The following is an 18536-nucleotide window of genomic DNA, read 5'->3' on the forward strand; positions in this document are numbered from 1 at the left end:
TGCCGATGCCGATGCCGATGCCGACGCCGACGCCGATGCCGATGCCGATGCCGATGCCGACGCCGACGCCGATGCCGATGCCGATGCCGATGCCGATGCCGATGCCGATGCCGATGCGGATGCGGATGCCGATGCCGATGCGGATGCCGATGCCGATGCCGATGCCGATGCCGATGCCGATGCCGATGCCGACGCCGACGCAGACGCAGACGCAGACGGCGATCACCTCCTCGATCCGGGCGACGACCTCACCGGCGGCTTGATCGGCTCGACCGACGACAACCTGGGCCTGGGTGGTTCACTCACCCCGGTGCCGGGCGTCATCGACGGCGCGACCGACCTGGTCGATGACATCGTGTCTCCGATCCTGGGCGAGGAGTTCACGCGGGACGATCCGAACCAGTTCGATCCGGTGGACGATTTCACCGAGACCGTGGTCGACAGCGTGGACGGCGTGGCAGCGCCCATCATCGATCCCCTGCTGGGCGAAGGCGCCACCGATGCGCTGGTCGGCCAGGTCGACCACGTCACCGATGCGCTTCAGAACGGCCTGGACAACCTCGTGGGCGAAACCGGCATCCTGAGCGGCGCGACCACGGCCCTCGGTCTCGATGGTGTCGTGGAAGACCTCGTGGGGGACGGCGGCGTCGTCGAGAACGTGGTCGAAGGCGTGCTGGGCGAGAACAGCCTGCTGAGCGGCCTGGTCCAGGAAGAAGGCCTGGTAGGGGGCCTGCTCGCCGAAGACGGCCTGGTCGGCAACCTGCTGGGTGAAGACAGCGCCGTCGGCGGCCTGCTGGGCAACGTGCTGAGCGACGAAGGCGTCGTCGGCGGCCTCCTGGGTGAAGACGGCGTACTGGGCGGCCTGCTCGGCGGACCGCTGGGCCAAGAGGGTCTGCTGGGCGGCCTGCTCGGCGGCGACGGCGCACTCGGCGGCCTGCTGGGCGGCGACAGCCTGGTCGGTGGCCTGCTGGGCGGAGACGGTACGCTGGCCGGCGTGCTGGGCAGCGAAGGCCTGACCGGCAGCCTGCTCGGCCAGGACGGCGTGGTGGACAACCTGCTCGGCGTGGACGGCGTCGCCGGCGGCCTGATCGGAGACAGCCCGCTCGGTGGCCTGCTGGCCGGCGAGGACGGCCTGCTCGGCGGCCTGACCGACGGCTTGCTGGGCGACGATGGCTTGCTGGGCGGCCTGCTGGGCGAAGACGGCGTGGTCGGCGGCTTGCTGTCCGGGGACGGCGTGCTGGGCAACGTGCTCGGTGGCGATCTCCTGGGTGGCGACCTGCTCGGCGGTGACCTGCTGGGTGGCGTGCTTGGTGAGGACGGCCTGGTCGGCAACCTGCTTGGCGGCGACCTTCTGGGTGGCGATCTTCTCGGCGGTGATCTGCTGGGTGGCGTGCTCGGTGAGGACGGCCTTGTTGGCAACCTGCTTGGCGGCGATCTCTTGGGTGGTGATCTTCTCGGCGGTGATCTGCTGGGTGGCGTGCTGGGCGAAGACGGCCTCGTCGGCAACCTGATTGGCGGCGATCTCTTGGGTGGCGACTTGCTCGGCGGTGATTTGCTGGACGGCGTGCTGGGTGAAGACGGCCTGGTCGGCAATGTGCTCGGTGGCGACCTTCTGGGCGGTGATCTGCTCGGCGGCGATCTGCTCGATGGCGTGCTGGGCGAGGACGGCTTGGTCGGCAACGTGCTCGGCGGCGACCTTCTGGGCGGTGATCTGCTCGGCGGCGATCTGCTCGATGGCGTCCTCGGCGAAGACGGCCTGGTCGGCAATGTGCTCGGTGGCGACCTCCTGAGTGGCGACGTGCTCGGCGGCGACTTGCTCAACGGTGTGCTGGGCGAAGACGGCCTGGTCGGCAATGTGCTCGGCGGCGATCTCCCGGGCGGTGATCTGCTCGGCGGCGACCTGCTGGACGGTGTGCTAGGTGAAAACGGCCTCGTCGGCAACCTGCTCGGCGGTGACCTCCTGGGTGGGACCACCACGCCGATCACCAGCCAGGTCGATCAAGGGCTTGGCGGCGGCGGAACGCCGGTGGCCGGCATCCTGGACAGCGTGCTGGGCTGATCGATGGTCCGGCCACCGTCCTTCGTCGAGAGGGACGGTGGTGGATGCTTCTGAAAAGAAGGGATGGGCCTTAGCGGCCCGCCCCCGACAAGCCCGCGCAGTTCCGGCTCAGCGCAATGCTGCGGCCGGATCGGCGCGGCGCACTTCCATCACGCCATGCACAGTGGCCTGCTCGTAGACCGATGGCACGCGCGTGGCCAGGTGCAGCAGGATGCGCGGCGCGTGGCTCTTGACAGACCATCGGAGCAGAATGCCGGCCGCCACCAGCGGCCCGCCTGCCCATGGAAGGCCGGCCAGCGCCAGGGCGATCCCCGGACCGATGAGGGCAATCGCCAGCGGCATGGCGTAGGTCCTGTGAGACACGAACGCCGCTGCCAGCGCGGGATTGACGATCACGCGAAAACGCCCTTGCGGCAGGCCTTGGCGGAATTCCTCGAAAGGAACGTATTCGGCGGTGTCCTGCATGTCGCTCTGGCTGTTCATGCGCTGCATTCTGACGCGGTGTTCAGCCGCGTCCCGCCTGCTTCAGCGAGGCCGCCGCCAGTTCGATCATCCGCTTGCCGAGCACCGACGGCGCGAAGCCCTCGTGCGCGAGCGCGAAGATGCCGAGCGTCGGACTGCCGACGATCGGCCGGAAGTCCAGCTCGTCGCTGCGACAGGCGCGCGCCGTCAGGTCGTCCACGATCGCAATGCCCGCGCCGCAGGCGGCGAGCGCGCAGGCCATCTGGCCGGAACGCACCTCGACCGATGACGCCGGCTCCACCTGGCTGCTGGCGCACCAGTCGGCAATGACGCGGCCCTGCGGCGTGTCCCGGCTGAACGAGATCAGGCGCTCGTTCAGCACGTCGCGGGGGCGCAGCAAGCGCTTCGACGACAGCGCATGGCCCCTGGGGAACACGCAGACAAGGCGCCACTGTCCGATCGGCTTCGACGCCAGCAGTGCGTTGTCGGTGGCGATGGTCGAGATCGCGAGGTCTGCTTCGCGGCGGATCAGGCGGCCGAGCATTTCGCGGGTGGGCAGTGTCTCCAGGTAGATCCTGGCCGCCGGATACTCGCTGGCCAGTGCCGCCACGGCGCGCGGCACGGCGACCAGTGCGGTGCTCGGGCTGGCCAGCACGCGCAACGACAGCCGCGCGCCCGACTTGAGCTCCTCGGCGCGTTCCGTCACCCGCCGGATGCCGCCATACACTTCGGACACTTCTTCGTAGAGGGCCTGCGCTTCCGGGGTTGGCAGCAGCCGGCCCTTCTTGCGCTCGAACAGGCGCAGGCCCAGCTGCAATTCGATGTGCGCCAGCATGCGGCTGATGCCCGGCTGCGACACGTGGAGCAGGCGCGCGGCGTCCGTGACCGAGCCAGCCAGCATCACGGCGCGAAATACCTCGATCTGTCTCAGATTCATCTGGCCTCCGGATAACACGATGTTATGGGAACGCCAGATCTTGGTATTGGCTGGCGAAGGCGCCGCTTCCTATGATCGATCGCAGAGCCCCAAGACGAGAGACAGGCGAATGACCGAACACCTTCCGACAATGAACCGGCGCGCGGTGCTTTCCACCGTCGCGCTTGCCCTTGCCGCCGCGCATGCGGGCCGCGGCCTGGCCGCCCAGGCCTGGCCGAGCAGGACAGTGCGCATCATCGTGCCGTTCGCACCGGGCGGCGGTGCCGACAGCTCGGCGCGCGTGCTGGCCGAAGTGCTGGCGCCTCCACTGGGCCAGAGCGTCATCGTGGAGAACCGGCCGGGCGCCGGCAGCGCCATTGGCGTGATGGCCGCCGCGCAGAGCAGGGACGGCCACACGCTGCTCATGGGCAGCAACAGCATGGTGATCAATCCGGTGCTGAATACGTCGGTCGGCTACGACGTGGCGCGCGACTTCGACGCAGTCGGCATGGTGTCGGCGCAGCCGCTGGTCCTGGTCGTGCCCGCGTCCTCGAAGATCGCCAGCTTTGCCGATCTGGTCGCCGAGGCCAAGGCACGGCCCGGCACGCTCACCGCCGGCAACAGCGGCAACGGCACGCTGGCGCACCTGACGGCCGAGCTGTTCGCGATCCAGACGCAAGCAACGATCACCAGCGTTCCCTACAAGGGCGAGAGCGCGCTGGTGCCCGACCTGATCGGCGGGCTGGTGTCCTTCGGGTTCCTGAACCTGCCCAGCGTGATCGCGCACATCCGTTCGGTCCGCCTGCGTGCACTGGCCGTGTCCTCGCCCGCGCCCGTGGCCGCGCTGCCGGGCGTGCCGACGCTGCGGTCGCTCGGGCAGCCCAGCCTCGAAGTACAGGGCTGGGCCGCGCTGGTCGCGCCGAAGGGCACGATTCCAAGGGAAGACCTCGCCCGCCTGGAAACGCTGCTGGCGCAGGCCCTGGCGACCGATACCGTGAAGACTCGCTTCGCTTCGTTGAGCGTCGAGCCCGTCGCGAGCGGCCGAGAAGCCACGGCGCAATACCTCAAAGCCGAGGGCGCGCGCTGGAAACAGGTGATCAAGGCGCGCGGCATCAAGGCGGATTCGTGATGGAAGACAAGAGGTACGGCTATCGCATTGCAGCGGCGATCGACGCGGATGTGGTTGTCTGCGGCGGGGGCGTGGCCGGTGCGATGGCGGCGGTTGCGGCCGCACGCGCCGGTGCTTCGGTGGTGCTGGTCGAACGCTACGGCTTTCTCGGCGGCAACGCCACGGCCGGTGCCGTGGCGCAGTTCAACAGCTGGCAGACGGCCAACGGCCGCCGGGTGATCGGGGGCCTGGCCGACGAGGTCGCCATGCGGCTCGAAAGGTACGGCGGCGCCGGCGGGCACGCGAGCTTCGTGATGTCGACGGGCCACAGGATGGACCGCGTCGAATACGCGCCCGAGGTACTCAAGCTGGTGCTGGACGACATGGTCCAGGAAGCCGGCGTGCGCCCGCTGCTGCATGCCAGCGTGCTCGACGTCCGGGTGACCGGTCGGCACATCGATGCCGTGCACGTGCTGACCAAGAGCGGCGTGGTCGAATTGCGCGCGCAGGTGCTGATCGACGCGTCCGGGGACATCGATGCGCTGAAGCGCGCGGGCGCTGCTTTCCTCGAACTCGATGATGGCGAGGCGTTGCAGCCGGCCACGATGATGTTCCGCTTCGGGCCGATCGACTTCGCGCGTTTCGAAGCCCTTTCGAAGACCGAGATCGCAGCCCTGGCGCGGCGCGGCTACGACGAGGGGCAGCTGGCGCGCGCCGCATTGCACGCGAGCCGCGATCCGTTCAGCACGGACGCCTGGTTCAACATCGGCCGCCTCGGCATCGACGCCACGGACGCCATGGCCCTGGGCGCCGCCGAGATCGAAGGCCGACGCCAGGCCTGGAAGGCGGCCCAGTACCTGCGGCGATGCGTGCCGGGTTGCGAAGCAGGCCAGCTGCGCGCATTCGGCACGCAAGTCGGCGTTCGCGAGACGCGCCGCATCCTCGGCGACCATGTGCTGACCAGCGAGGAACTGCTGCGCCCGGAGCAGTTCCCCGATGCGATTGCCGCCGGCGCATATCCGATCGACATCCATCCGGCGGCCGGCGGAGAGCTGCGCTATGAAGGGCTCGATGGCGACCACGCCTACCAGATTCCTTACCGCAGCCTGATTCCGGTCGGTTTCGACAACGCGCTGGCGGTCGGTCGCGGCGTCTCGGCGACGCACAGCGCGCATGCCGCGATCCGCGTCATGACCATCTCGATGGCCGTCGGCCAGGCGGCCGGCGTGGCGGCTGCAATGGCCGCGCAGCCGCAGCAGGCCGGGCGCGTTCGCGCGGTGTCGATGCCGGCGCTGCGCGAGCGGCTGCTTCGGGACGGGGCCAAGCTGGGTTGAGCGGAGGAGAGCTGTCTGTCAGCCCGCCGCAGGCAGCGCCGATTCCTCCGTCCACCGCGCATGCGAGGCGCTCAGGTGATGCAGCATGGCTGCCACCGCGGCCTGCGGGTCCCGCGCTTCGAGCGCGCGGTAGATCGCCTCGTGCTCGGCAAAGGCCGCCTTCCACGCATGCGAATTCTCTGCGCGCTCGCTCATGCGCGAGGAGATCGGGCTGTGCCGGCCATCGAAGAGTTCCCCCACCAGCCGCACGAGCACCGAGTTGCCGGTCATCTCGGCGATGGCGATGTGGAAGCGCCGGTCGTTCTCGATCTGCGCGCGGCCGTTCAGGCCGTCCTCGCGCATGCTTTCCAGCGAGGCCTTCACGCGCTCAAGGTGCTGCGGGTTCACGCGGGCGGAGGCCAGCGTGACGACCGAGCCTTCGAGCATCGCGCGCGCCTGGATCATTTCGGACGGGCTCTCGCCCACCGCCGGCGTGGCGCGCTCCGGCGTGTCGGGCGACGCGCAGACATACACGCCCGACCCCATCCGTATCTCGATGCGGCCGTCGATCTCCAGGGCAATCAGCGCTTCGCGCAGCGAAGGCCGCGACACACCCAGCTGCAGGGCCAACTCCCGCTCCGGTGGCAGGCGCGCGCCGACGGGCAGGTTGCCGTCGCGGATGACAGCCCGGATCTGGTCGGCAACCTGCTGGTAGAGCCGGCGGGTGTCGGCGGGTTTGGTGGTGGCGGGGGGAAGCATGAGAAGGGTAGGCCGTCGATCTGGTCATGCCAGTTTGCCACCCTCGATGTAGTGATTACTACTAATGAGCGGTATTTCACGGGAAAACCCGCAAAGGGTTTGTTCCGGTGGGGCCATTTTTGGCGCTATGGCAAAGTGGTCTCGCCAAATTGGTAAGGCCAAAAGAGACGGAGCATGAGACAGCGCATCGACTCGCATCAGCATTTCTGGCGGCCCGCGCGCGGCGACTACACATGGCTGCGCGCCGATGTGCCCGCCCTTGCGCCGCTGGTGCGCGACTTCCTTCCCGAGCATCTCGCGCCCCTGCTGCGGGCGCATGGCGTCGAGCGGACCGTGCTGGTGCAGGCAGCCGATTCGCAGGCCGAGACCGGCTTCATGCTCGAACTGGCCAGTGCGCACGAGGTGGTGGGCGGCGTGGTCGGCTGGGTCGACCTGGGCAGCCCCGATGCCGTGGCCTCGCTCGAGCGCATGGCGCAGCACCCCAAGTTCAAGGGCGTGCGGCCGATGCTGCAAGACCTGCCCGACGACGACTGGATCGCGCGCATGCCGCGTGCCGATGCCATCGAGGCCCTCATCCGCCTGGGCCTGCGCTTCGATGCGCTGGTGAAGCCGCGGCACCTGCCTTCGCTGCGGCGCTTCCTGGAAGACTGGCCGCAATTGCCCGTGGTGATCGACCACGCCGCCAAGCCGCCCGTGGGCGCGCACGGCAGCGAAGCCTTCGCGGCCTGGCGCAAGGACATGGCCGCGCTCGCCGCGCTGCCGCAGGTGTGCTGCAAGTTCTCCGGGCTCTGGGGCGAGGCGCCGCAGGCGGCGCACCACGATGTCGATGTGGCGGTGCGCGCCGTGCGCCCGGTGTGGGAGCCGCTGCTCGAGAGCTTCGGCCCCGCGCGCCTCATGTGGGGCAGCGACTGGCCGGTGCTCACCGTGGCCGGCGACTACGCGGGCTGGATCGCCGTCAGCGAAGCCTGCATCGGCCGCCTCTCGGACGCCGAGCAGTCGCACATCTGGCGCGGCACCGCGCAGCGCTTCTATGGCCTCTCGGCGGACTGAACACGCATGGCACCCATCGTCACCATCCGCGACCTCTGCAAGTCCTTTGCCGGCGTGCGCGCGCTCGACAAGGCGCAGTTCGACCTGCTGCCCGGCGAGGTGCATGCGCTCATGGGCGAGAACGGCGCGGGCAAGTCCACCCTCATGAAGGTGCTGGCCGGCGTCTACAGCAAGGATTCCGGCGAAGTGCTGATCGACGGCCAGCCCGTGGACATCGCGAGCCCGCGCGCGGCGCAGGCACTGGGCATCGGGATCATCCATCAGGAACTCAACCTGATGAACCACCTGAGCGCCGCGCAGAACATCTTCATCGGCCGCGAGCCGCGCGGGCGCTTCGGCCTCTTCATCGACGAAGACGCGATGCGCACCCAGGCCGAGCGCATCTTCGCGCGCATGAACCTGCGGCTCGACCCGCACACGCCGGTCGGCGAACTCACGGTCGCCAGGCAGCAGATGGTGGAGATCGCCAAGGCGCTCTCGTTCGACTCGCGCGTGCTCATCATGGACGAGCCCACCGCCGCGCTCAACAACGAGGAGGTGGCCGACCTGTTCCGCATCATCGGCCAGCTCCGGTCGCAGGGCGTGGCCATTGTCTACATCTCGCACAAGATGGACGAACTCAAGCGCATCGCCGACCGCGTGACCGTGATGCGCGACGGCCAGTACATCGCCACCGTGCCGATGGCCGGCACGCCGATGGACTCGCTGATCGCGATGATGGTGGGCCGCCAGCTCACCGAGGTGGAGAACGACTTCCCCGACACCTCGGGCAACGAGGTCGTGCTCGAGGCGCGCGGCATCACGCGCGGCGCGGTGGTGCGCAACGCCAGCTTCGTGCTGCGCAAGGGCGAGATCCTGGGCTTTGCGGGGCTCATGGGCGCGGGCCGCACCGAGCTCGCGCGCGCGGTGTTCGGCGCCGACCCCATCGATGCGGGCGAGGTCTTGGTGCACGGCAGGAAGGTGTCGATCAAGTCGCCCGAAGATGCCGTGCGGCACGGCATCGGCTATCTCTCCGAAGACCGCAAGCACTTCGGCCTGGCCACCGGCATGGACGTGGAAACCAACATCGCGCTGCCGAGCATGAAGAAGTTCCTGTCGATGGGCGTCTTCATCGACCAGGCCGCCATCGAGGCCGCGGGTGAGCGCTACGTGAAGCAGCTCAGCATCAAGACGCCCTCGGTGCGCCAGCAGGTGCGGCTGCTCTCGGGCGGCAACCAGCAGAAGATCGTGATCGCCAAGTGGCTGCTGCGCGACTGCGGCGTGCTCTTCTTCGACGAGCCCACGCGCGGCATCGACGTGGGCGCCAAGGCCGAGATCTACCGCCTGCTCAACCAGCTGGCGGCGGAGGGCAAGGCCATCGTGATCATCTCCTCGGAGCTGCCCGAGATACTGCGCGTGAGCCACCGAGTGCTGGTGATGTGCGAAGGCCGCATCACCGGCGAACTCGCGGGGCGCGAGGCCTCGCAGGAAAAGATCATGCAGCTCGCCACCCGGCGTGAAACCGCTGCCGCTGCTGCTGAGGCCACCGCCTGACGACTGGAGACAACGCCTTGACAACCCCCACCGCCGCCACCACCGCCGCCGCCGCCGCACGGGGCTTCTCGCTGAAGGCGCGGCTCTTTCGTCCCGCCACGCGGCAAAAGCTCCTGGCCTTTGCCAGCCTGATCGCGCTGCTGGTGTTCTTCAGCTTTGCGTCGCCGCAGTTCCTGCAGACCGACAACCTCGTGAGCATCCTGCAGTCGACCGCGGTGAACGGCGTGCTGGCCATTGCCTGCACCTTCGTCATCATCACCGCGGGCATCGATCTTTCGGTGGGCACGCTGATGACCTTCTGCGCGGTCATGGCCGGCGTGGTGCTCACCTACATGGGCATGCCGCTCGCGCTGGGCATCACGGCGGCGATCTTCTTCGGTGCGCTGGCGGGGTTTGTCTCGGGCGTGCTGATCGCCAAGCTCAAGATCCCGCCCTTCATCGCCACGCTGGGCATGATGATGCTGCTCAAGGGCCTGTCGCTCGTGATCTCGGGCACCAAGCCGATCTACTTCAACGACACGCCGGACTTCCCGGCCATCTCGCAGGATTCGCTGATCGGCTACTTCATTCCATCGCTGCCGATTCCCAACGCGGTGCTGATCCTCTTCCTGGTGGCGGTGGCCGCGAGCATCGTGCTCAACAAGACCATCCTCGGGCGCTACACCTTCGCGCTCGGCAGCAACGAGGAGGCCGTGCGCCTGTCGGGCGTGAACACCGATTTCTGGAAGATCGTGGTCTACACGGTGAGCGGCGGCATCTGCGGCATTGCGGGCCTCCTGATCGCCTCGCGCCTGAACTCCGCGCAGCCGGCGCTGGGGCAGGGGTACGAACTCGATGCGATCGCGGCGGTGGTCATCGGCGGCACCTCGCTCAGCGGCGGCACCGGCACCATCGTGGGCACGATCATCGGCGCCTTCATCATGAGCGTGCTGACCAACGGCCTGCGCATTCTCTCGGTCGCGCAGGAATGGCAGACGGTGGTCACGGGCGTGATCATCATCCTGGCCGTGTACGCGGACATCCTGCGCCGCCGCAGCAGCAGCGCGCACTGAGCCTTTTCCACAACCCAAGGAGACTTCGCATGATCCAGAGAAGAAGAGCCACCGCCGCGCTGGCCGCGGCCCTCGTCGGCCTGCCGGCCTTCGCCCAGGCGCAGCAGGAGATCTACATTCCGCTCGTGTCCAAGGGCTTCCAGCACCAGTTCTGGCAGGCCGTGAAGTCCGGCGCCGAGCAGGCCGCCAAGGACCTGAAGGTGAAGGTCACCTTCGAAGGCCCCGAGACCGAGGCGATGGTGGACAAGCAGATCGACATGCTCGCCGCCGCGCTCGCCAAGAAGCCGCAGGCCATCGGCTTTGCGGCGCTCGACAGCCAGGCCGCCATTCCGCTGCTGAAGAAGGCGCAGGCCGCCAAGATTCCGGTGGTGGCGTTCGACTCGGGCGTGGACAGCGACATTCCCGTGACCACCACCACCACCGACAACAAGGCCGCCGCCGCGCTGGCGGCCGACAAGATGGCCGAGATGATCGGCAAGTCCGGCGAGGTGGCGCTGGTGGTGCACGACCAGACCAGTCGCACCGGCGTGGACCGGCGCGACGGCTTCGTCAACCGCATCAAGTCGGCCTACCCGAACATCAAGATCGTGAGCGTGCAGTACGGCGGCGGCGACCAGCTGAAGTCGACCGAAATCACCAAGTCGATCCTGCAGGCCTCGCCCAACCTGAAGGGCATCTTCGGCGCCAACGAGGGCTCGGCCATCGGCGTGGTCAACGGCGTGAAGGAGATGAAGCGCAGCGGCAAGGTCGTGATCATCGGCTACGACTCCGGCAAGCAGCAGAAGAACGCGATCATGGACGGCAGCATGGCCGGCGCCATCACGCAGAACCCGGTGGGCATGGGCTACAAGACGGTGGAGATGGCGGTGAAGGCGATCAAGGGCGAGAAGCTGCCCAAGGTGGTCGATTCGGGCTTCTTCTGGTACGACAAGACCAACATCGCCGACCCGAAGATCGCATCGGTCCTGTACGACTGATTTTTTGCAGAAGGCCCGTTCATGACCATCGTCCGATCCATGCGCGTGCTGGACGTGCGCTTTCCCACTTCGCAGCAGCTCGACGGCTCCGACGCGATGAACCCCGACCCGGACTATTCGGCGGCCTACGTCGTGCTGGAGACCGACCAGCCGGGGCTCGAAGGCCACGGCCTGACCTTCACCATCGGCCGCGGCAACGAGATCTGCTGCGCGGCCATCGAGGCGATGCGCCACCTGGTGGTCGGGCTCGACCTGCAGTGGGTGGCCGAGGACATGGGCCGCTTCTGGCGCCACGTCACCTCCGACAGCCAGCTGCGCTGGATCGGACCCGACAAGGGTGCCATCCACCTCGCGACCGGCGCGGTGGTCAATGCGATGTGGGACCTGTGGGCCAAGTCCGAAGGCAAGCCGGTGTGGCAGCTGGTGGCGGACATGAGCCCCGAGGCGCTGGTGCGCTGCATCGACTTTCGCTACATCACCGACTGCATCACGCCCGAGGAAGCGCTTGTGTTGCTGCGCGATGCGGCCACCGGCAAGGCCGAACGCATCGCCACGCTGAAGGCCGAGGGCTACCCCTGCTACACCACGTCGGCCGGCTGGCTCGGCTACTCCGACGAGAAGCTGCGGCGGCTCGCGCAGGAGGCGGTGGATGCGGGCTTCAACCACCTCAAGCTCAAGGTGGGGCGCGACCTTGCGGACGACATCCGCCGGCTGACGGTGGCGCGCGAGGTGCTCGGTCCCGACCGCCACCTGATGATCGACGCCAACCAGGTCTGGGAGGTCGGCCAGGCCATCGAATGGGTGCGGCAGCTGGCCTTTGCCAAGCCCCGGTTCATCGAGGAGCCGACGAGCCCCGACGACGTCGAGGGCCATCGCAAGATCCGCGAGGGCATTGCGCCGGCGGTGAAGGTGGCCACGGGCGAGATGTGCCAGAACCGCATCATGTTCAAGCAGTTCATCATGCGCGGCGCGATCGACGTGGTGCAGATCGATGCATGCCGCCTCGGCGGCGTGAACGAGATACTCGCGGTGATGCTGATGGCCGCGAAGTACCAGCTGCCCGTGTGTCCGCACGCCGGCGGCGTGGGGCTGTGCGAGTACGTGCAGCACCTGTCGATGATCGATTACCTGTGCATCTCGGGAACGCGCGAAGGGCGCGTGATCGAATATGTGGATCACTTGCATGAACACTTCGCCGAGCCCTGCGTGATCCGCGGCGCGGCCTACATGCCGCCCACGGCCGCGGGCTTCTCGATCACGATGAAGACCGACTCGCTCGAGCGCTACCGCTTCCGCGGATAGTTGGATCAACACAAAGGCATCGTGCGCTCATGGACCTGAATCTGAAGGACAAGGTGGTGCTGGTCACCGGCGGCGGCAGCGGCATTGGCGCGGCCATTTCGCTCACGCTCGCGCGCGAAGGCGCGGTGCCCGTGATCTGCGGGAAGAACCCGCTGGACGCGGCGTTCGAGCAGGAGCTGCACGCGCTGCAGCCGCGGGCGCGGTTCCTTCAGTTCGACCTGATGGAAGAGGCCGCCTGCGGCCAAGCCGTCGAGAGCACCGCCGCGGAGTTCGGGCGCATCGACGGGCTGGTCAACAACGCGGGCGTGAACGACAGCGTGGGACTCGAAGCGGGGCGCGAGGCATTCATCGCATCGCTGGAGCGGAACCTCGTCCACTACTATGTGATGGCGCATTTCTGCCTGCCGCACCTGAAGGCCAGTCGCGGCGCGATCGTCAACATCTCCTCGAAGACCGCCCTCACGGGGCAGGGCAACACCAGCGGCTACACCGCGGCCAAGGGCGCGCAGCTGTCGCTGACGCGCGAGTGGGCGGCCTCCTTGCTGGAGGAGGGCGTGCGCGTCAACGCGGTGATACCGGCCGAGGTGATGACGCCGCTCTACCAGCGCTGGATCTCGGCCTTCGACGAGCCCGACCGCAAGCTCGCCGCCATCACCGACAAGATCCCGCTCGGCCGCCGCATGACCACGCCGCAGGAGATTGCGAACACCGTGGTGTTCCTGCTCTCCGAACAGGCCTCGCACACGACGGGGCAGTGGGTGTTCGTGGACGGCGGCTACACGCACCTGGACCGGGCGCTGACCTGATCCTTCGCGCTTCCCTTCACCCGCCACCAGACCCGACGACCATGCGCCACTGCCTTGCCCTCGACCTGAAAGACGACTCCGCGCTGATCGCCGAGTACGAGGCCTATCACCGCGACATCTGGCCCGAGGTGCGCGCACATCTGCATGCGCACGGCGTGACGGGCATGGAGATCTACCGGCTCGGAACGCGGATGGTGATGCTGATGGAAACCGACGACGCGCGCTACGACGCCGAGGCGATGGCGGCCGCAACGCGCAGCGATCCGAAGATCCGCGCGTGGGAAGAATTGATGTGGAAGTTCCAGGCGCCGACGCCCTGGACGCCCGAAGGGGAGAAGTGGTTGGAGATGGATCGGATCTTCAAGCTGTAGCTGCCTGCAGTTTCGACATTCCCTTTTTGTCGGCTGCAACGCAAACGCCGGCCAGGGCTGTCGCAGGTCGACCCCGGAAGCGACGCTTCGTGTCACTCTTTCGGTCCGATCTGCATGTTCCTTCCTCCCTGCATGCGCGGGTACGGATCGTGCACCTTGTGCCGCGGCATTCGATTCGCTTTTCAACCTCGATCAACCTTTCTCTTTCATTTCCCATGTTTTCTCGACGATGCGTTTTCGCGCTGATGCTTTCGGTGCTCCTGTTCGGCTGTGGCGGTGGTGGCGGAGGCGGTGGTAGCCAGGGTGGCGGCTTCGCCGGCCTGGCGGGCCTGGCCGGCAGCAGTGGCGGCCAGGGCCCTACCGGCGGCCAAGGCGGCGGCGGCACCGGTGCTGCAGGTGGCACGGGCGATGCAGGCGGAGCCGGCGGCACAGGCGGAGGCACTTCGCCCACCGTCCCGGCGACTGCCGCATTGGTGGCCAAGCTCGGCAAGCCCGCGCGCGTGCTGCTCGGACTCGGCGCGGGCAACACCCTCGCGCAGATGAAGAGCCAGGACATCCATCCGGACATCATGGACGCCTACCTCGTGGGCGTGGGCGCAGGCGCCTGGCCCACCTGGAACAGCCCCGACGGGGCCTACATCACCGTCACCGCGCAGGCCGCCCAGGCCTACGGCGCCGTCCCGATGTTCACGCTCTACCAGATGGCAACGAGCGGCGAAGGCAACATGAGCATCATCAACGACACGGCCTTCATGAACGGCTACTGGTCGCAGGTGCGGCTGATGTACCAGCGCATCGCAGCTCTGGGGACGCCCGTCCTGGTCAACCTGGAGCCGGACTTCTGGGGCTTCGTTGCGGCGCAAGCGCCGGGCCGCGATGCGACGCGGCTGCCGGCCCTGGTGAACAGCCAGCCCGAATGCAGCGTGTTGCCGAACACCGCCGCGGGCCTGGGCCAATGCCTGGTGCAGATGGGCAGGCAGATTGCGCCCAAGGCGCTGCTCGGGTTCCCGCCCGCATTCTGGAGCGGCACCGCTGCCGAGATCGGCGCGCAGATGCGCACGGTCGGGGCACACCAGGCGGACTTCATCGTCGCCCAGACCACCGACCGCGACGCGGGCTGCCGGGAAGTTGCATCGCCGCCCGCGGAATGCACAGGGCGAAGCGGCCCGTTCTACTGGGACGAAAGCAACGTCGCCAGCCCCAACTTCCACGAGTCGCAGCGCCAGATCTCGGACTACCGCACGGCGCTGGGCAACGGGCTGCCGATCCTGTGGTGGCAAACGCCGATGGGCGTGCCCTCCGCCACGCCGGGCGGCACCGACCTGCACTACCGCGACAACCATGTCGACTACATGCTGCGCAACGCCCAGGAGTACGGCGACACCTCCGCCTTCGCGATCGTCTTCAGTGCCGGAGGCAGCGTCCAGACCTCGATCAGCACCGATGGCGGCCAGTTCGCGCGCCTGTCGGCGCAGTACCTCGCACGCGGCGGCGCCGCTTTGAAGTAGGGCGGGCGACGGGGGCGTGACGGCCTCACAGCTTCGCGAGCGGCACCTGCAAGTCGGCGAGCTGCGCCGCATCGACGCGGGTGCGGCGCTCGATCAGCCGCCGCGCAAAGCGCAGGTCGCGCGCGGCGTTGGGGCCCAGCGCCGCAACGACCTTGCCGGCGTCCAGGAAGAACATCACGAAGCTGCTGGAATTCCGGTCGCCGCGCACCACCACATCGTGCGCCGGCGTGGGCATGCCGAAGATCTGCAGGTTGACCTCGTACTGGTCCGACCAGAACCAGGGCAGCGGCTGATGGTTCACCGCGATGCCGAGTGCGGCGCGCGCCGCGGCAATGCCTTGCTCCTGGGCGTTCTGCCACGATTCGAGCCGCATCCGCCGCCCCGCCCATTCGCAGTGCCATGTGGCCACGTCGCCCGCGGCCAGGATGTCGGGATCGGATGAGCGGCACTGCGAATCGACCCGCACGCCGCCCTCGCATGCCAGGCCCGCCTCGCGCGCGAGCTCGTCGTTGGGGACCAGGCCGACACCGACGAGGACCGCGTCGCATTCGAGCTGGTGCCCATCGGTGAATGACGCCGTGAGGCCGCCTCGCGCGCTCTGCACCAGGTGCTCGATGCCGGTGCCGAGCCGAATGTCCACGCCATGCGTTGTATGGAGCTGCAGCAGGTAGCCGGAGATTTCCGGTGGAACGGTGCGCTCGCACAGCCGGCCCATCGCTTCGACGACGGTCACGTCCATGCCCTTCTTCCGGGCCGTTGCGGCCACCTCGAGCCCGATCCAGCCGCCCCCGATGACGAGCAGCCGCTTGCCGGCAGACAGCGCGGCACCAAGCGCCGCCGCATCCTCGATGCTGCGCAGGCTGAAGACGCCGGGCAGATCCGCACCCGGAATATTCAGGCGGCGCGCCCGGCCACCGCTGCAGAGAATCAGCTTGTCGTAGGGAACATGTTCTCCCTGCGTCAGGTGGAGCTGTTTCGCCGCCCGGTCGATGAAGGTCGCGCCAACATTCGGCCGCCAGTCGATACCCAGCGCATCGAAGGCCTCCGGCTTCAGCAGATGCGTGGTGTCCGCATGCGCATCCCCGGAGAGCACCGCCTTGGACAGCGGCGGGCGTTCATAGGGACGATGGGGCTCGTCGCCGATCAGCACCACGCGTCCCGCGAAACCCTCGCTGCGCAGCGTTTGCGCGGCCCAGCCGCCGGCCTGGCCGGCGCCCACGATGGCGATGGTCCCGGTGCTCATGGCCTCAGTCGAGCGAGAGGAACACGCGGCCCGCGTCGATCCTCACGGGGTAGGAGCGGATCGCCTCGGTCACCGGCGCGCAGGTCGGCTTGCCATTGCGCACGTCGAACTTGCCCTGGTGCAGCGGGCACTCGATCTCGTGCCCTTCGAGAAAGCCCTCGCACAGGCGCGCATGGCCGTGGGTGCACACGTTGTCGGTCGCGTAGATCTGGCCGTCGACGTTGTACAGCGCAATGTCGCGCCCGCCGACCTGCATGCCGACGACATCGGCGGCGGGCACTTCGTCGACCGCTGCGGCCTCGGTCCATTGGGAATCGCTCATGGCTGGCCTCAGAGGGGATAGATGACGGAGTTGGGGATCATTTCGCTGTCGTAGATGACCTGGCGCGAGGCGAACTTCAGCCCCTCCGGGGTGCGCACGACCACATCGATGTAGCGCCCCACGTTGAAGACGCTCGATAGTTCCGAAAGCTTGGTGCGGAACACCGCGTAGTTGGCCTCGCACTCGAAGCGGTCCGCCTCGGCCTTCAGCACGAGCGGCGTTCCGACCACGTGGCGCTGGTAGTAGGGGTCGTGGAACAGGGTCTCGCGGATGCCGTAGACGCGGTCCTTCAGCATGCCCTTGCTCTCGAACGACAGCGTGGCCAGCGGAAAGCCGCGTTCGTGGTTCTCGCGCGGCTGCAGGCGGTAGCTGCAGTCTTCCGTGAAGAATTCCGGCCAGAGTTCCCATTGGCCGGAGCTCACGGCCTGGGCGTAGCGGGCGTAGAGCTGGGTCAGCTCGAAGTAGTCCTGGAAGTTCATCTCAAGCCTCCATGACCTTGCGCCAGTATTCGTACATGCCGCGGATCAGGGTCTCGGTGACCATGTGGTCGGTGTCGCCGACCTCGCGGCCTCCGAGTTCGGCGAGCGTGCGGTGGAAGGGCTTCTGCTCGAAGCCTTTCTGCGAAAGTTCGATCACCTCCCCGTCGTCGGCGGAGACGAAGCCCGCAGGCCCGAAGAGGTTGGCCTGGCGCAATCGCCGCTGCGTCATCGCATCGTCGTCGTCCTCGAAGCCGAAGTGCGTCCAGACGAAATCGAAGGCGCCGGGGCCGCTCGGCTGGATGTGCCGGGTCGAGACGCTGTTGACCTGCTGCTGGAAGATCACGCTCGGGAACAGCGTCATCATCACCGCCGTCGGGCCGCGCCACCACGGCTCGGGCACGATGTCCAGGAAGCGGTCGTCGTTGAGCTTCATGCTTTCCTTGAAGCTCGACACCTGGGTGACCTGGTCCGCCTTGCCGCTCGCGCCGCGGGTCGAGATCATCGCGGCGTGGCGGTGATGGCGGTCCATCTTCAGCTCCGACTTGTTGTCCGCGCGCCAGAGGCCGAAGGTGACGAACCACGTGTGCAGCAGGCCCGGGTGGTACGGGTCCTTGATGTTCTCCTGCATCAGCTTCCAGTTGCCGGGAATGCGCTGGCGGTTGTAGCCGAGGATCGTGAGCTTGCGGCCGTTGAAGAGCCGGTCGAAGTAGCCCAGGATCTCCGGGCCCATGAAGTCCTCGAGCGACTCCACCTCCGCATCGAAGGACGCGAACACGACGCCGCCGCGCGTCGCAACCTTGAGCTTGTTGAGGCCATGCTCGGCCGGCTTGAAGTCGGCCGGCATCCCGCCGTTGACCTTGCCGTCCTGCTTGACGCCTCGGCGGAAAGGCACCCCCTGCAGGTCGCCGCCGAGCGAATAGTTCCACTGGTGGTACGGGCAGGTGAAGCCGCCGGCCTTGCGGTTGCCGTGCCGCTCGCGGCAGAACTGCATGCCCCGGTGCGCGCACACGTTCTCCACCACGCTGATGGAATCCTCGGCATCGCGGACCATGATCACCGAGCGCTCGCCGATCACCGTGCGCTTGAAATCGCCGACCCCCGGAATCTCGGCCTCCAGGCCCACGTAGCACCAGTGGCCCCGGTAGAAGAGGCGCTCGAGCTCGCGCCGGTGCTGGTCGGCGTCGGTGTAGGCCATGAAGGGGATGCGGCTCGTGCCCTTGTCTTCCCAGCGGATCTGCTGCGGAAAGACGGCGGATGTGTCGTCCATGTCTTGTCT

General features: G+C 67.8%; 18 protein-coding genes. 11 read left to right on the forward strand and 7 right to left on the reverse strand.

The window, feature by feature from the left end; translation table 11 throughout:
* Window positions 1-2059: hypothetical protein (locus tag VPA02S_RS31925; protein WP_062364500.1), on the forward strand; the 2059-nt coding region annotated here is incomplete at its 5' end.
* Window positions 2060-2167: 108 nt separating this feature from the next.
* Here VPA02S_RS31925 and VPA02S_RS14930 read toward each other — a convergent pair.
* A complete protein-coding gene (locus VPA02S_RS14930) occupies window positions 2168-2542 on the reverse strand; it encodes a hypothetical protein (protein ID WP_244883517.1) in 375 nt (124 codons plus the stop codon).
* Between the two features lie 22 nt (window positions 2543-2564).
* On the reverse strand, window positions 2565-3458 hold the full coding sequence (locus VPA02S_RS14935; protein ID WP_062364503.1) for a LysR family transcriptional regulator: 894 nt from the start codon (window positions 3456-3458) through the stop codon (window positions 2565-2567).
* 109 nt (window positions 3459-3567) lie between these two features.
* Here VPA02S_RS14935 and VPA02S_RS14940 point away from each other — a divergent pair, with 109 nt between their 5' ends.
* Together VPA02S_RS14940 and VPA02S_RS14945 are read left to right on the forward strand one after the other, a co-directional pair.
* Window positions 3568-4566 (forward strand): Bug family tripartite tricarboxylate transporter substrate binding protein, encoded by a 999-nt coding sequence (locus VPA02S_RS14940; protein ID WP_062364505.1) that lies wholly within the window; start codon window positions 3568-3570, stop codon window positions 4564-4566.
* Window positions 4566-5879, forward strand: a complete 1314-nt coding sequence (locus VPA02S_RS14945) for an FAD-dependent oxidoreductase (protein WP_062364507.1) — start codon at window positions 4566-4568, stop codon at window positions 5877-5879. The genes VPA02S_RS14940 and VPA02S_RS14945 overlap by 1 nt, the downstream gene beginning before the upstream one ends.
* A gap of 18 nt (window positions 5880-5897) precedes the next feature.
* Here VPA02S_RS14945 and VPA02S_RS14950 read toward each other — a convergent pair whose 3' ends face one another.
* Window positions 5898-6617 (reverse strand): FadR/GntR family transcriptional regulator, encoded by a 720-nt coding sequence (locus VPA02S_RS14950; protein ID WP_018904163.1) that lies wholly within the window; start codon window positions 6615-6617, stop codon window positions 5898-5900.
* A gap of 174 nt (window positions 6618-6791) precedes the next feature.
* Here VPA02S_RS14950 and VPA02S_RS14955 point away from each other — a divergent pair, with 174 nt between their 5' ends.
* The 8 genes from VPA02S_RS14955 (at window position 6792) to VPA02S_RS14990 (ending at window position 15216) form a co-directional block, all read left to right on the forward strand.
* The gene (locus VPA02S_RS14955) at window positions 6792-7667 is read left to right on the forward strand and encodes an amidohydrolase family protein (RefSeq protein ID WP_062364509.1); all 876 of its coding nucleotides are present in this window, start codon (window positions 6792-6794) and stop codon (window positions 7665-7667) included.
* A 6-nt stretch (window positions 7668-7673) separates the two neighbouring features.
* Entirely contained in the window at window positions 7674-9200 is a 1527-nt protein-coding gene (locus VPA02S_RS14960; protein WP_062364511.1) for a sugar ABC transporter ATP-binding protein, read from the forward strand.
* Between the two features lie 17 nt (window positions 9201-9217).
* Window positions 9218-10252, forward strand: a complete 1035-nt coding sequence (locus VPA02S_RS14965) for an ABC transporter permease (protein WP_062364513.1) — start codon at window positions 9218-9220, stop codon at window positions 10250-10252.
* A 29-nt stretch (window positions 10253-10281) separates the two neighbouring features.
* Window positions 10282-11229 carry an ABC transporter substrate-binding protein gene (locus tag VPA02S_RS14970; protein WP_062364515.1) on the forward strand — a complete coding sequence of 316 codons (948 nt, stop codon included), beginning with the start codon at window positions 10282-10284 and terminating at the stop codon, window positions 11227-11229.
* 21 nt (window positions 11230-11250) lie between these two features.
* Window positions 11251-12531 (forward strand): L-fuconate dehydratase, encoded by a 1281-nt coding sequence (locus VPA02S_RS14975; protein ID WP_062364516.1) that lies wholly within the window; start codon window positions 11251-11253, stop codon window positions 12529-12531.
* 29 nt (window positions 12532-12560) lie between these two features.
* Window positions 12561-13337 carry an SDR family oxidoreductase gene (locus VPA02S_RS14980; protein ID WP_062364518.1) on the forward strand — a complete coding sequence of 259 codons (777 nt, stop codon included), beginning with the start codon at window positions 12561-12563 and terminating at the stop codon, window positions 13335-13337.
* A gap of 41 nt (window positions 13338-13378) precedes the next feature.
* Window positions 13379-13708, forward strand: a complete 330-nt coding sequence (locus VPA02S_RS14985; RefSeq protein WP_062364521.1) for an L-rhamnose mutarotase — start codon at window positions 13379-13381, stop codon at window positions 13706-13708.
* 215 nt (window positions 13709-13923) lie between these two features.
* Entirely contained in the window at window positions 13924-15216 is a 1293-nt protein-coding gene (locus tag VPA02S_RS14990) for a hypothetical protein (protein WP_244883518.1), read from the forward strand.
* Window positions 15217-15241: 25 nt separating this feature from the next.
* Here the strand turns inward: VPA02S_RS14990 and VPA02S_RS14995 are convergent, their stop codons facing one another.
* The 4 genes from VPA02S_RS14995 to VPA02S_RS15010 are packed head-to-tail and all read right to left on the reverse strand — an operon-like array spanning window position 15242 to window position 18527.
* A complete protein-coding gene (locus tag VPA02S_RS14995; RefSeq protein WP_062364525.1) occupies window positions 15242-16459 on the reverse strand; it encodes an NAD(P)/FAD-dependent oxidoreductase in 1218 nt (405 codons plus the stop codon).
* Between the two features lie 4 nt (window positions 16460-16463).
* On the reverse strand, window positions 16464-16781 hold the full coding sequence (locus VPA02S_RS15000; RefSeq protein ID WP_062364527.1) for a non-heme iron oxygenase ferredoxin subunit: 318 nt from the start codon (window positions 16779-16781) through the stop codon (window positions 16464-16466).
* A gap of 8 nt (window positions 16782-16789) precedes the next feature.
* On the reverse strand, window positions 16790-17260 hold the full coding sequence (locus VPA02S_RS15005) for an aromatic-ring-hydroxylating dioxygenase subunit beta (RefSeq protein ID WP_062364529.1): 471 nt from the start codon (window positions 17258-17260) through the stop codon (window positions 16790-16792).
* A gap of 1 nt (window position 17261) precedes the next feature.
* Complete coding sequence (locus VPA02S_RS15010) at window positions 17262-18527, reverse strand: aromatic ring-hydroxylating dioxygenase subunit alpha (protein ID WP_062364531.1); 1266 nt, start codon at window positions 18525-18527, stop codon at window positions 17262-17264.
* Between the last annotated feature and the right edge of the window lie 9 nt (window positions 18528-18536).

Source organism: Variovorax paradoxus NBRC 15149 (assembly GCF_001591365.1).
Lineage (GTDB): Bacteria > Pseudomonadota > Gammaproteobacteria > Burkholderiales > Burkholderiaceae_C > Variovorax > Variovorax paradoxus.